Genomic DNA, 13,380 nt, shown 5'->3' with positions numbered 1-13,380 from the left:
GGTGCCGGTTTTGGGGTTTCGACTCGACATGGCTTGTGATGGTTTCGTAACCTATTCGAGACATTGAGTTACAGACACGGTGAACGAACACCGGTGCTCAATACGAACTGAAGATTTAAGCGCCGCATCTGGCCCCTCCTAAATCCGGGGGCCGAGTGGAGATGGCCCTACAGGAACGGGTCATCGTCGAACGCTAGGCCCGCCCCTTGGGTCAGAGCCACCCCGCAGAAGTTTCCAGAACGGTAAACGCGGGGAGGTAGGCGCGCAGGAAGATTTGGAGTTTTTAATCGTGGCTAAGCACCGTCGTCAGGGCACCATGAACACCCGTCGTATCGCGACCACCGCTGCCGTTGCAGCAACCGCCGCCGTGACCGTCCCGGCCGCCGCAAACGCTGCCGAGGTTGTCGTGCCGAACACCGACATTCGCTTTGAGGTCAACGGCCTGGAGAACGTTCCGAACCTGGACCGCGTTCCGGATATCCAGAAGTACGTGCCTTCCATGGCAAGCAACCAGGGCAATGGCTACGCCGCTGCCGTCGAGGCCCCGGCACAGCAGGAGGCTCCGGCTCCGGCCCCGGCGCCGACCACTGCCGGCCAGAAGGCCCTGGAGGCTGCCCGCTCCGCTATCGGTGCACCGTACGTCTACGGCGCCAACGGCCCGAGCGCCTTCGACTGCTCCGGCCTGACCTCCTGGGCTTACCGCCAGGCTGGCGTGGACATCCCGCGTACCTCCCAGGCGCAGGCCGCCGCCGGTACCCCGGTGTCCCTGGACGCCCTGCAGCCGGGTGACATCATCGTGTACTACTCCGGTGCGTCCCACGTCGGCATCTACACCGGCAACGGCACCATCATTGATGCGCTGAACTCCGGCGTACCGGTTCAGGAGCGTTCCCTGAACTACATGCCGATCCACTCCGCCGTCCGCTTCTAAGGGCTGCGCATAATCTAGCTTTCACCCCTTCTGCCACCTTGATCGCTGCGGTGATCTCGGTGGGGAAGGGGTTCGGCTATTGTATGTGTGTGTAGTTTTATCCGGCACTGCGCTGGGTATATAATTCAGCTTGTTATTATCCTGTTCTTAGTTCCTTCGGGGGTGTCTCCAGTGCGTCGTCATCTCGCCACTGCCATCGCGGCTCTAGCCGTCTCCGCTGCTTCGGTGCCGGTTGTTATTCCGACTGCGATCGCGCAGGACGTCGACGAGGTCGGCAGTCCAGAGGCGGAGGACAACGGCGCGGGTGACGTGGCCGCACAGGACACGCAGGACCCGCAGGACCTTGGCGCGCTGATTGAGGAGATGGCGGACGTCGCCCAGCGTGTCTCTGCGAAGGGCGAGGAGGTCAAGGGCCTCGAGGACGAGCTGGCGGAGACGGAGAAGTCCATCGGGGAGCTCGAAGCCAAGGCTGAGGAGGCCCGCCGCGCGTCCGATGAGGCCGCCGGTGCGGTCGTCGAGCAGCAGAAGCGGATTGATGCGCTGGCGCAGTCGCGCTACCGCCGCGATTCGAATTCGCCCATCGCCGCTGCCCTTGACGCCGACGATGTTGCCAGTGCGGTTGAGCGCATGGGCTACCTCGGTGCGCTGTCCAAGGCAGCTAAGCGCGAGGAGGACGCCATGGTCGCGGCGTCGGCAGACGCAAAGAAGGCCCATGAGGACGCCGAGAACGCCACGGAGGAGGCGCGCCGCAAACGCGACGAGCTTGCTGCGCAGCGCGATGCCCTCCTGCAGGAGAAGTCCGATCTGGAGAATGAGCAGAAGGACCTCGAGGCAAAGGTGGACGCCTTAAGCCCGGAGGCCCGCGCGGCCTGGGTGGATCACTTCGGCGGCGCCACTGATGTTGACCTGGACGCCTTGGCCGATGGTTCCGGCTCCGCCGCCGTGCAGGCCGCGATGACCCGCCTGGGTGCGCCGTACGGCTGGGGTGCTGCGGGCCCCGACACGTTTGATTGCTCCGGCCTGATGCTGTGGAGCTACCAGCAGATGGGCAAGCAGATTCCCCGGACCTCCCAGGCACAGCTCGCCGGCGGTACGCCGGTGCCGATGGATCAGCTGCAGCCAGGTGACATCATTGGCTACTACCCGGGCGTGACCCACGTGGGCATGTACATCGGTGATGGTCAGGTGGTCCACGCGTCCACCTACGGCGTTCCGGTGGCTGTGGTGCCGTTGAACTCGATGCCGGTCCAGGGTGCGGTCCGGTACTAGCCGCATGGCACGCACGCTGCTGGTTACCAATGACTTCCCGCCGACTATCGGCGGGATTCAGTCCTACCTGCGGGATTTTTTGTCCACGCTGGACCCGCATACCGTGGTGGTCTTCGCCTCAACCCAGGACGCAGGCGCTGCTGCAGAGTATGACCACAGCCTTGACTACCAGGTGATTCGTTGGCCACGGAAGATTATGCTGCCGACACCAGCCACGGCGCGGGAGATGCAGCGCATCATCCGCGAGCATGACATCGACACCGTGTGGTTCGGCGCGGCCGCTCCTCTCGCTCTCATGGCGCAGCCGGCGCGCGCGGCGGGGGCGCGGCGCATTGTGGCCACGACGCACGGCCACGAGGTGGGCTGGTCCATGCTTCCCGGTGCGCGCCAGGTGCTGCGGCGGATCGGCAACACTGCAGACGTGGTCACCTACATTTCGGAGTACACGCGCCGGCGGCTGGTGGGAGCAATGGGCACGCACCCGCAGTGGGTGCACCTTCCGTCCGGGGTGAGCCTCGAAGACTTCGTGCCGGCCACCCCGGAGTTAAAAGTCCAGGCGCGTGCTCATTACGGTCTGGGGCCAGGCCCGGTCATCGTGTGCATCTCCCGTATGGTGCCGCGCAAGGGCCAGGACCAGCTGTTGCGGGCGATGCCGCAGGTGAGGCAGCGCCATCCGGATGCGCAGCTGCTCATCATCGGCCGCGGTGGGTACGAACCCACGCTGCGGGCCCTGGCAGAACTGTACTGTCCTGACGCCGTGATGCGCCAGGCGCGCGATACGGCGGAGCTGCGGCTGGCGCTGCAGGCAGCGGATATCTTTGCCATGCCTGCGCGCACGCGTGGGGGAGGCCTCGACGTGGAAGGCCTCGGCATTGTTTACCTAGAGGCGCAGGCGGCGGGCCTGCCCGTTATCGCCGGTGATTCGGGTGGTGCTCCGGAGACGGTTACCCCGGATACCGGCATTGTGGTGCGGGGCACGTCACTGTCGGAGTTGGAGGACGCCCTTGACGCGCTGCTTGGCGATGTCTCCCGGGCCGACCGCCTCGGCACCGCCGGGCGCCGCCACGTGAAGGAGAAGTGGACCTGGGAAATCATGGGGAAGCGCTTGCGCGCGGTCTTAGAATGTGACCGCGGGTGAGTTAGGGGTATATCCTACTAGTCATGCTTAATGAGACTCCCTCCGCCGACGGTGGCCAGAGTGGCCAGAGTGGCCTGACCATTGGCTTCGACATCGGCGGAACCAATCTGCGCGCCGCGGTGATTGACGCGTCCGGGGAGATTATTGATTCCACCAGCGTGCCCACTGCCACGACGGCAAAACAGCTGGAGGACGATATCGTGCGCTGCGTGGAGGAGCTTTCGGCATCCCACAATGTCAACGGCGTGGGCCTCGCCCTGGCAGGTTTTCTCGACCCCGAGTGCGAGGTCGTGCGCTTTGCCCCACACCTGCCGTGGAGGGACGCGCCGGTGCGCGAAATCCTGAGCCGGCGCTTGGACGTGCCCGTGCGCCTGGAACACGACGCCAACTCGGCCGCGTGGGGTGAATGGAGCTACGGCGCCGGACGCGGCGCCAAGGAATGGGTCTTTTTCGCCGTCGGCACCGGCATTGGCGCGACGTTGCTGACCGGCGGCACCATCTACCGCGGCGCGTTCGGCACCGCGCCGGAGTTCGGCCATCTCGTAGTCGATCCCGGCGGGCGCCAGTGCTCCTGCGGCAAGCGCGGCTGCCTGGAGCGCTACGCGTCCGGGACCGCGCTGCCGGATACGTGCGCGGATCTGCGCCCGAAGTATGAGACCACGCTCCCGTCCAACCCCAGCGGTGAGCAGATTACCGCTGCCGCGCGGAACGAGGACCCGTTGGCCGTCGCCGTGATGGAGGACTTCGGTCAGTGGCTGGGGCGCGGGCTTTCCATGGTGGCTGACGTGCTCGATCCGGAGCTCATTGTCATCGGCGGGGGCGTGTCGCAGGACGCGGATCTCTACCTCGATTCCGCCCGGAAGCGCATGGCGCAGGAAATCGTCGGTGCCGGGCATCGCCCCCTCGCGCGCGTCGCGACAGCAGAGCTGGGCTCCGCGGCAGGTATGATTGGCGTAGCCGATCTTGCCCGTCAGGGGAAGTAGTACTCACGACGAAAAGTCCCGCCGCGGATGTTACCCGCAGCGCTGGCATAACCAGATAGGAAGTGGAGCGATGCGAAACAAGTGGTATTGGGCTTTTAAGCACATCTTCTTCGGCCCCGCGCTGCGGGTGTGGAACCGCCCCTGGTCCGAGGGCATGGAGCGTATCCCGGAATCAGGCCCGGCCATCTTGGCCTCGTCGCACCAGGCGGTCATGGACTCCTTCTACTTCCCCCTGCTGTGTCCGCGGCAGATCACCTTCCTGGCCAAGAGCGAATACTTCACCACCCCGGGTTTTGAGGGTGGGCTGCAGAAATGGTTCTTTAGCTCCGTGGGCCAGGTCCCCATTGACCGCGTGGACAAGAACGCGAGCGACGCCATGCTCACCAGCGCCCAGCGCATCATGAACCGTGGTGACCTGTTCGGCATCTATCCGGAGGGCACACGCTCCCCGGACGGCCGCATTTACAAGGGCCGCACGGGCATGGCCCGCATCGCACTGACCACAGGGGAGAAGGTAATCCCCGTGGCGATGATCAATTCCCGCAAGGCCAACCCCATTGGCACGTGGATCCCGCGTCCCGCACGCGTGGGCGTGCGCGTGGGCGAGCCGATTGACCCGCTGGCCTGGGCGGCTGAGCGCGGGCTGGATCCGGAGGATCATGACACCGCCCGGGAGTTCACCGACTACGTGATGAAGGAACTAGCACAGCTCACCGGGCAGCCCTACGTGGACGTGTATGCCTCGGACGTGAAGGCCTCCTTGCAGGCGGGACATGGCTACCCGGCGGGGGCTGAGCTCGGCTCCTAGGAGCTCAGGCCGTTGTGCTGAGTGGCGCGCGGCGTGCGCTGCCTGACTGCTCGCTGCTCGCAATACTTGCCACGGCGCTGGCAGCCACCAACACCGCGGTGACGATGAAGTAGCCATTGCCCGGCACGTGCTGCCACCACGCCCACGTCAGCTCGAGTTGGTTATCGTGCGGCACGAGCCAGTGCCCGCGGGCCAGCAGTGTTGCCCAAGCCAAGGCTGCGAGGTACCACTGGCGCTGCACCACCAGGTACGCTGCGGCAAGGCTGAGGTACGTGAAGTGGTGGGACCACGACACCGGGGAACACAGTAAGGCCGCGGAGGAAGCGAGGAGGACCAGCACGGCGTCGGAGGCCGTGTGCTCCATGATCCACCACAGCGCGGCCACAATGAGGACGCAGCCAACCAGCCACAACACGTCGGTATGCTCCGGCGCGATCCTGCTCAGAACTCCGTGCAGCGACTGGTTGCCGGCGTACTCCAGTCTGCCGATGCGGGTGGAATCCCGCAGGGTGGACGTCCAATATGTCGCGGAGCTATCCGGCGCGACGAGGAATCCGAGCAGACCGCAGGAAATAAAGGTAGCCACCGCGGTGGCTAGCGCGCGCCAGTCGCGGCGCACGAAAAATACCGCGAGGAATACCGCGGGGGTGAGCTTGATAGCCATCGCAATTCCTGTGAGCACGCCGCGCCACGGGGAGCGCCGCCGCACCAGCAGGCAATCCACCACCACCGCCGCGGTGAGGAGCAGATTGACTTGGCCAAAGTACAGGGTTTGTGTCACGCTCTCCGTGGCCAGGCAGGCCAAAAGTGCCCAGGATGTCCACAGGATGGGCTGGGAAGTATCGGTACCCCGCGAGATGATCGCATAGAGGCTTATCCACAGCGCGGCCACGGAGGCAACTGTCACCAGGACGGACAGGGCCGGCAGCGGCAGCCAGGACAGGCTGGCGAACAACGCGGCGGCGAAGGGCGGGTAGGTAAAGGGCAGTGAGAATCCGCCGGAGAGCTCATATCCCTGGTCGTAGAGATTCTCGCCGCGCACCAGCGCGCGGCCGCCCTCCCGGTAGACGTCGAGGTCAATGTGATAGAAGGAGTCGATGCTGCCGGAACCGAACAGCGTGTTTACATTGATGAGCCAGTACAGGGACACGATGCCCGCCAGCACGAGCGGTACGAGAGGAGAACGCAGAGACTTGTGCACGGGCCTGAGTATAGGACCCAGTGGGCACGGGAGAGAATCAGGGGACTAGGCTTGGTTTTCGTGCGCTACTTCTACGACACCGAGTTCATCGAGGACGGATCGACCATCACGTTGGTGTCGATCGGCATCGTGGGTGAGGACGGTAGCGAATACTACGCGGTGTCCACGGACTTCAACCCCTCCGTGGCCAATGCTTGGGTGCGCGAAAACGTCTTGGACAAGCTCCCCAGTCCTGGGGACCCGGTGTGGAAGTCGCGGGAGACTATCCGGGAAGAAGTCTTGGAATTCCTGGGCCGGCACTCCACGCCCATTGAGCTGTGGGCCTGGGTAGGCGCTTATGACCACGTGGTCTTTGCCCAGCTCTGGGGGGATATGGCGGGCTTGCCGCGGGGTCTGCCGCGGTATACCCGGGAGCTCAAGCAGTACTGGGAGTTCGCCGGCCGGCCCAAGCTGCCGCCGGTCCCCAGCGGAAACCACGATGCGTTGGTGGACGCGCGCCACAACCTGGCCAAGTTCCGCGTGTGCGAGGAACTGCTGCCGCTCAGCCGCGGTAACCGCGTGATGAATTGCGGAAATTAACTCACGCTCAATTGGCGTAAGGTGGTTAAATACTCTGTGTGAGTTGGACAGTAGATATCCCCAAAGAAGTGCTTCCTGATCTCCCGCCGTTGCCGGAGGGAATCAATGAGAAGTTCCAGGACGCCATCGCGCGCGAAGCTAAGCAGCAGCCCAGCTGGGATCAGCTGCAAGCGGACAACGTGCGCAAGATTCTGGAATCCGTCCCGCCCATCGTCGTGGCCCCAGAGATTGAGGCCTTGAAGCGCAAGCTTGCCGACGTTGCCTTGGGCAAAGCCTTCCTCCTCCAGGGCGGCGACTGCGCGGAGACCTTTGAGTCCAACACGGAGCCGCACATTCGCGGCAACATTAAGACGCTGTTGCAGATGGCCGTGGTGCTGACCTACGGTGCGTCCACCCCGGTGGTGAAGCTGGGCCGTATTGCTGGCCAGTACGCCAAGCCGCGCTCGTCTGATCTGGACGGCAATGGTTTGTACAACTACCGCGGTGACATCGTCAACGGCGTGGAGGCCACGGAGGAGTCCCGCCGCCACGACCCCGCCCGCATGGTCCGCGCCTACGCCAACTCCTCGGCGGCGATGAACCTGGTGCGCGCGCTGACTCAATCGGGCACCGCGGACCTGTACCGCCTGCACGAGTGGAACCGAGAATTCGTGGCGAACTCCCCGGCGGGCGCGCGCTACCAGGCGCTGGCGGACGAGATTGAAAACGGCCTGGCCTTCATGAACGCCTGTGGCGTCTCCGATGAGACGCTGCGCTCGGCGGAGATCTACTGCTCCCACGAAGCATTGCTGCGTGACTACGAGCGCTCCATGCTGCGCTTAGGCCTCGACTCTAACGGCGAGACCAAGCTCTACGATCTGTCCGCGCACCAGCTGTGGATTGGCGAGCGCACCCGTGGCATCGACGACTTCCACGTGGCCTTCGCCGCGCTCATTGGTAACCCGGTGGGCATCAAGCTGGGCCCGGGAGTTACCCCGGAGCAGGCTGTGGAGTACGCAGAGAAGCTCGACCCCAACCGCGAGCCGGGCCGCCTCACCATGATCGCGCGCATGGGCCACGGCAAGGTGCGCTCCGTCCTGCCGCCGATTGTGAAGGCGGTGGAAGAGTCCGGGCACAAGGTGGTGTGGCAGTCCGATCCGATGCACGGCAACACCTTCACTGCCTCCAACGGCTACAAGACCCGTCACTTCGACAAGATCGTGGACGAGGTCCAGGGCTTCTTCGAGGTTCACCGCGAACTGGGCACCCACCCGGGCGGCGTGCACCTCGAGTTCACCGGTGAGGACGTCACCGAGTGCCTGGGTGGTGCAGAAGACATCACCGACGTGGATCTGCCGGGCCGCTACGAGTCCGCCGTGGACCCGCGCCTGAACACCCAGCAGTCGCTGGAGTTGTCCTTCCTCATCGCGGAGATGCTGCGCAACTAGCAGCTAATCCAGCGCTAATACGGCCTCCAGAGAATCGGCCACGTGCCGTATTCTCCGGAGCCAAACCACCACGCCGCCACGGCGACGGCAAGGGTGGCCACGCCCACCACAAGCAGGTAACCGATGAGGGACACCGCGCTGCGGTTGCTCACAGGCCGCTCCTCCGGTTCCTCCTCTGAGCCGGCGGGCGGGTGCGGTTCCTCCATCGGGGCCAAGGGGGCCGGCGGGGCAGGCGCGGGCTGTGTGGGCTGCGGAGGGGCGACCGGGGGCTCGACGCGGGTAGCGGTGAGGGGTGGTTCCTGCTGCGGCGTCTGGATCGCCGAGGTGGCCTCGAAGACGCGCGTATTGCCTGTGCCGGCAAAGTCCGTCGGCACCGCAGCCGTGCGCGCCGCGGCCGAATTGCGGGGTAAAGGAACGGTAAAGGCGGGCAGTGCCAGCTCCCGCGCCACGTCATCCAGGGCGTCGAGGAATTCTCCGGCGTCGGCGAAGCGCTCGGCAGGCTGCCGCGCGGTGGCGGTGGCCACGAGGGCGTCGAAAAGCATGGGCACGCCCTCGATGCGGGAGGAGGGCGCCGACACGTCCGCGTGTACACGCGCCGTCGCGTGCTCCAGCGGGGTATGCCCGTGGAAGGGAACGGTGCCCGTGAGCAGCTCGAAGAGGACGATGCCTGCCGAATACACGTCGGAGGCCGGGGTGATGTCGGCGCCGGTAACCTGCTCGGGGGAGAGGTAGCTGACGGTGCCGACAATCTGCCCGGAGCTATCGTGCTCCGCGCTGGCAGAGCGCACCAAGCCGAAATCGCCCACCTTGACCCGGTGGGTATCGGTGATGAGCACGTTATCCGGCTTAATATCGCGGTGAACCAGGCCGGCGCGGTGGACCTCGGTGAGCCCACTCAGTACCGCATGCATGACCCCGGCTGCGGCATGCGGGGGCATGGGCCCGCGCTCTGCCAGCAGCTCGCGCAGAGTGCCGCCGGTAATGAGCTCCATGATGAGGTAGATGGGAAAACCGTCGGCGGAGAAGTCGTGCACGCCGACCAGGTTGGGGTGGCTCAGTTGCGCCATCGCACGCGCCTCGCGCTCGAAGCGGTGCACGAAGACCGGGTCGTCGTGGTAGCGCTCATCCATGACCTTGGCGGCTACCGCGCGTCCGAGCCGCATGTCGACGCAGCGGTAGACCGTGGACATGCCGCCACGGGCGATCGGCTGATCGATGCGGTAGCGGCCCTCCAGAATGTCACCCACGTTCAGCCTTGTCATGGATTCCAGTATGGTCGATCCGCGCGCCGAAGTGTTATCCCGCTACAGTTGTGTCTGTGACTAATTCCGCGAACTCTGAGAACAATTCCCACCCAGAACTGGCGCAGCTTCTTGCTGATGAGGAGCTGCTGACGCTTAATGAGGTGGCAGAAAAGCTCGACCTTGTCATCACCCGCGTCTTTGACCTGCTTAATGCGCGCAAGTTCATTGCCTGGCGCGACCCGGACGGCAACCGCCTGGTGCCGGCGGCCTTCTTCAACGACAAGGGCGCGATTTCCAAATACGTCTCCGGTGTGATCACCGTGCTGTCTGATAATGGCTGGAGCGACAACGAGATATTGGCGCACCTGTTCACCGAGGATGATTCGCTGCCGGGGCGTCCCATCGACGCCCTGCATGGGCACCTAGCGCGCGAGGTTATTCGGCGCGCGCAGGCCTCGGCGTTTTAGCTTCTCCGTCAGTGGCGTGGGCTGTGGTTTGGGCGGTGGCGTCTACTCCATCAAAGATCCACTGCGTAGCCGACCACGCGGCCACCACCATCGCGATATCCCACCACCAGTTGTAGAGCTGGTGGTTTCCATCGCCGGAGAAGGCGACGCCGATAAAGAGCGTCACGCCGGTGGTGAGCTTGATGAGGTGCAGCGGCGGGCGGAACGTGCCCATGAGGGTGAGCACCGAGGCGTAGTACCACGGCAGCGTCACCGAGTTGAAGACGAAGGCCACCTGGTAGGCCGCGGCGGTGGCGGCGATGGCGCGGCGCACGCCCGTGCGGCCCCACCACCAGGCCAGCACCAAGCCGGCGAGCATGAGCACCATCGACACCGAGCGCAGCAGGGAGAGCACGGTGTTGTACGTGGTGTCGGGGGAGAAGAACTTGATGACGGGCACTAAAACGTCGGCAAGCAGCGTCGGCCCCGCCAGCGGATTGATGACCTTGGCGTTGCCGCTGATCTGGGACAGCCAGCCCCACGAGCTTCCCGACGCCCACGTGATCGCCGCCACGGCCACCGCAACCTCTGCGACCGCGATGATGCCGGAGGCCAAGAACACGCCGACGCGCTTGAGCGCGCCGCTGCCCTTCGGCGCCCAGTGGTGCAGCATCAGCCAGACAATGAAGGGCGCGGCGAAAATGGCCGTGGCCTTCAGCGATACCGCCACACCCACCAGCAGCAGGCTGGCATGGAACTTGTGGTGTACTGCGGCAAGCAGGCCGAGGGAGACCAAGCCGACCATGACGGATTCATTGTGCATGCCGCCGATAAGGTGCAGAAGCATCACCGGGTTTGCTACGCCGAGCCACAACGCCAGCGCCGGATCACCGCCGATGGCGCGGGCCAGGCGCGGGATAGCCCAGGCGATGGCCGCGAACCCCAGCACAGAAATGACCTTGTAGACGATGATGCCGGCAGCCACGTGCTCACCCACGAGGTGAGTCACCCCATTGCCCATCCACAGGTGCAGCGGGCCATACGGCGTGGTGGTATTGCGCCAGTCGTGGGAGACCTCGAGGAGGAACGGGCCGGGATTAACCGCCGCACCCTGGACGTACGGATCGAAACCATCGCGCACCATCGCCCCCTGCATGAGGTAGGAGTAGACGTCGCGCGAGGCCAGGGGAGCAGCAACGAGCAGCGGTGCAATCCACGCGGCCAGCATGCGGCGGATACGGTCCAGGCCGCCATTGGGCTGCGGGTTCTTCAGCTGCGGGGCGATGACCTGCCGGCCGGCCAGCACCCACGCGGCGACGAGGCCGAACAGGCCCACCCAGTAGAGCACCATGCCAATGTTGCGGCCGTGCCCGTAGGCCAAGAAACCAATGTTGAGGGCCTCGAGCACGCCGCCGCGGTTGCGGGTGGCGCCGCCCGAAAAGGACGCGAGTGCGAGGATGGCCGCGGACGCGACGCCCAAGGGAAGGGCGCCGGGAACGCGCACGCTTAGCGACGACTGTGTGCGCACCATGCTACATCCGGCGGGCAGTGGACTTGCGGGCGAGCTCCTCCAGGGTAGCGGTGACCTCTGCCGGCACGTGGGCATCCCCCAGGTGGGCTAGACCCGAGTGGGTAAGGTCCGTGATGCGCTGCTCGACGACGTCCGGTGCGCCCGAGTCCGCAATAATCTGCGCCATCCGCTCAATATCCGCTGGGTCGTCGGTGCTGCCGATCAGCCGGCGCAAGTCAGCCGCGGCGGCCGGATCGGAAGCATCAGCACGCTGCAGGGCCAGCGACAACAGCACGGTACGCTTGCCTTCCCGCAGGTCGTCTCCCGCCGGCTTGCCGGTGACAGTGGGATCGCCGAAGACACCAAGCAGGTCATCGCGCAGCTGGAAGGCTACTCCGATATCGCGGCCGTAGCCGCGGAAGGCGGCGATGAGCTTCTCCGGTGCCCCGGCGATGGCCGCCCCCAAGTGCAGCGGACGCTCGATGGTGTAGGCGGCTGTCTTGAAGCGGTTCACCGAATCCGCCAGGGCGGCGTCCTCAGACCCTTCTGCCTCCAGGCAAATATCGAGGATCTGGCCACCGATAACCTCTCGGCGCATACCTCGCCACGGTGCCCGCGCGCGGGCCAGTGCCTCCTGGCTCAGACCGGAGTCTTGGAACATGTCTTCTGCCCAGACCAAGGCCATGTCGCCGACGAGGATGGCGATGGATTGGCCGAAGAAGTCGGGGTCGCCCCCGAGGTTGAGCTCGCGGTGGCGCGCAGCCACCCCGCGGTGGACGGTGGGATTGCCGCGCCGGGTATCGGAGGCATCCACGATGTCATCGTGGATGAGGGCGCAGCCCTGGATGAACTCCAGCGCGGAGGCGGCGCGCAGCATCGCCTCCGGCGACTCGGGCCCCTCCAGGCCGCGCGCGCCAATAAAGCCCGCCCACGCGTAGAGCGGGCGGATGCGCTTTCCTCCGTCGAGGACGAAGGATTCCAGGTAGGACACGGCGTTGGTTACCGGCTGGCCAATGTTCACCAGCGCTTCGCGCTGTCCTTCCAGGAAGCGGTCAAGCTCCGTGCGGACAGCAGCGGGGATTTCGGCCAAGGATGGAATCTTCGGTTCACTCACACCTGTCACGATACCTGCCCTGGGTGGGTGATTAGGCGCTGGGCTACTCGGGGGGTGTGCGCTCCGCTGGGTGCGGTGGCTGCGGTGACTCAAGTGGCTGCAAGGGGACCGGGGCTTGGAGGATGGCGAAGGCGCGAGAATCAGCCGGATAGTACAGCTGGCGGAGGAAGTCCGTGAACCCCATCTTCCGGTACAGCCCAAAAGCGGAGTTGGACTCCTGCGGGTGCTCCGGCGTGGAGAGCAGGATAAAGCGCGCCGGGAGGTTCCAGGCCAAGGCCTCTAGCAACGCGCGGCCTAACCCCTGGCCTTGTGCGGCGGGCAGCACATGTATTTCAGCAAGCTCGAAGTAGTTATGGAGGACGTCTTCCTGCTCGGGGGAGGCGCCGCCCAGCCGGGTCAAGGCCCGGCGCAGCTCGCGGTCCCACCACGTGTCAGGAGAACCCAGGAAACCGTAGGCAAAGCCAGCAATTCCGGTCTCAGTGGTGGCTACGATGCAGCCGAATCCGGGGCGGATGAGATCCGTCTTCCAGCGGGCGATGGAGCTCTCGCGCACCGTGGGGGAGTAGTCCATGGCCGCGATGTAGATGTCCACCAGCTGGGGGACGGCGATGGCGAACTCTTGGGGCGTTAGGCGGCGCAGTGTGTAACTCACAATTTCAATAACAGCAGATCTGGCACAGAGGCGAAAGCCAGTCACGCCTTCGATGTGTCGAGTGCATGTTCGTTGGAA

13 protein-coding genes are annotated in these 13,380 nt (G+C 65.1%); 8 read left to right on the top strand and 5 right to left on the bottom strand.

Translation table 11 applies throughout. The features are described from left to right. Nucleotides 1-289: 289 nt before the first annotated feature. The 5 genes from ACKFR8_RS04880 (at nt 290) to ACKFR8_RS04860 (ending at nt 5,129) form a co-directional block, all read left to right on the top strand. Nucleotides 290-931, top strand: a complete 642-nt coding sequence (locus ACKFR8_RS04880) for a C40 family peptidase (RefSeq protein WP_306507300.1) — start codon at nt 290-292, stop codon at nt 929-931. 171 nt (nt 932-1,102) lie between these two features. After that, on the top strand, nt 1,103-2,200 hold the full coding sequence (locus tag ACKFR8_RS04875) for a C40 family peptidase (protein WP_408930730.1): 1,098 nt from the start codon (nt 1,103-1,105) through the stop codon (nt 2,198-2,200). Between the two features lie 4 nt (nt 2,201-2,204). Beyond that, nucleotides 2,205-3,338: a glycosyltransferase family 4 protein gene (locus ACKFR8_RS04870; protein WP_408930729.1), complete on the top strand. Its 1,134-nt coding sequence runs from the start codon at nt 2,205-2,207 to the stop codon at nt 3,336-3,338. Nucleotides 3,339-3,361: 23 nt separating this feature from the next. Continuing rightward, complete coding sequence (locus tag ACKFR8_RS04865) at nt 3,362-4,321, top strand: ROK family protein (protein ID WP_408930728.1); 960 nt, start codon at nt 3,362-3,364, stop codon at nt 4,319-4,321. Between the two features lie 70 nt (nt 4,322-4,391). Beyond that, complete coding sequence (locus ACKFR8_RS04860) at nt 4,392-5,129, top strand: lysophospholipid acyltransferase family protein (RefSeq protein WP_408930727.1); 738 nt, start codon at nt 4,392-4,394, stop codon at nt 5,127-5,129. Between the two features lie 4 nt (nt 5,130-5,133). Here the strand turns inward: ACKFR8_RS04860 and ACKFR8_RS04855 are convergent, their stop codons facing one another. Further along, the gene (locus ACKFR8_RS04855; RefSeq protein ID WP_408930726.1) at nt 5,134-6,330 is read right to left on the bottom strand and encodes a glycosyltransferase family 87 protein; all 1,197 of its coding nucleotides are present in this window, start codon (nt 6,328-6,330) and stop codon (nt 5,134-5,136) included. A gap of 60 nt (nt 6,331-6,390) precedes the next feature. Here ACKFR8_RS04855 and ACKFR8_RS04850 point away from each other — a divergent pair, with 60 nt between their 5' ends. After that, nucleotides 6,391-6,909 (top strand): polyadenylate-specific 3'-exoribonuclease AS, encoded by a 519-nt coding sequence (locus ACKFR8_RS04850; protein WP_408930725.1) that lies wholly within the window; start codon nt 6,391-6,393, stop codon nt 6,907-6,909. A 38-nt stretch (nt 6,910-6,947) separates the two neighbouring features. Then, complete coding sequence (locus tag ACKFR8_RS04845; RefSeq protein ID WP_306507307.1) at nt 6,948-8,336, top strand: class II 3-deoxy-7-phosphoheptulonate synthase; 1,389 nt, start codon at nt 6,948-6,950, stop codon at nt 8,334-8,336. Between the two features lie 14 nt (nt 8,337-8,350). Here ACKFR8_RS04845 and ACKFR8_RS04840 read toward each other — a convergent pair whose 3' ends face one another. Next, complete coding sequence (locus ACKFR8_RS04840) at nt 8,351-9,598, bottom strand: protein kinase domain-containing protein (protein WP_296131069.1); 1,248 nt, start codon at nt 9,596-9,598, stop codon at nt 8,351-8,353. Between the two features lie 50 nt (nt 9,599-9,648). On the opposite strand from ACKFR8_RS04840, the gene ACKFR8_RS04835 reads away from it, so the two are divergent. Continuing rightward, entirely contained in the window at nt 9,649-10,047 is a 399-nt protein-coding gene (locus ACKFR8_RS04835; protein ID WP_296131067.1) for an Rv2175c family DNA-binding protein, read from the top strand. Here the strand turns inward: ACKFR8_RS04835 and ACKFR8_RS04830 are convergent. The 3 genes from ACKFR8_RS04830 to ACKFR8_RS04820 are packed head-to-tail and all read right to left on the bottom strand — an operon-like array spanning nt 10,016 to nt 13,302. Then, nucleotides 10,016-11,557 (bottom strand): alpha-(1->6)-mannopyranosyltransferase A, encoded by a 1,542-nt coding sequence (locus ACKFR8_RS04830; protein ID WP_408930724.1) that lies wholly within the window; start codon nt 11,555-11,557, stop codon nt 10,016-10,018. The two genes, ACKFR8_RS04835 and ACKFR8_RS04830, sit on opposite strands and share 32 nt — an antisense overlap. Before the next feature lies 1 nt (nt 11,558). Further along, complete coding sequence (locus ACKFR8_RS04825; RefSeq protein WP_408930723.1) at nt 11,559-12,659, bottom strand: polyprenyl synthetase family protein; 1,101 nt, start codon at nt 12,657-12,659, stop codon at nt 11,559-11,561. A gap of 34 nt (nt 12,660-12,693) precedes the next feature. Beyond that, nucleotides 12,694-13,302, bottom strand: coding sequence for a GNAT family N-acetyltransferase (locus tag ACKFR8_RS04820; protein ID WP_408930722.1), 609 nt, complete (start codon nt 13,300-13,302; stop codon nt 12,694-12,696). Between the last annotated feature and the right edge of the window lie 78 nt (nt 13,303-13,380).

It is taken from the genome of Corynebacterium axilliensis, assembly GCF_046097495.1.
In the GTDB taxonomy this organism is placed as follows: Bacteria; Actinomycetota; Actinomycetes; order Mycobacteriales; family Mycobacteriaceae; genus Corynebacterium.
The sequence above is the reverse complement of the archived record's forward strand: the minus strand, read 5'-3'. Positions and strand labels throughout refer to the sequence as shown.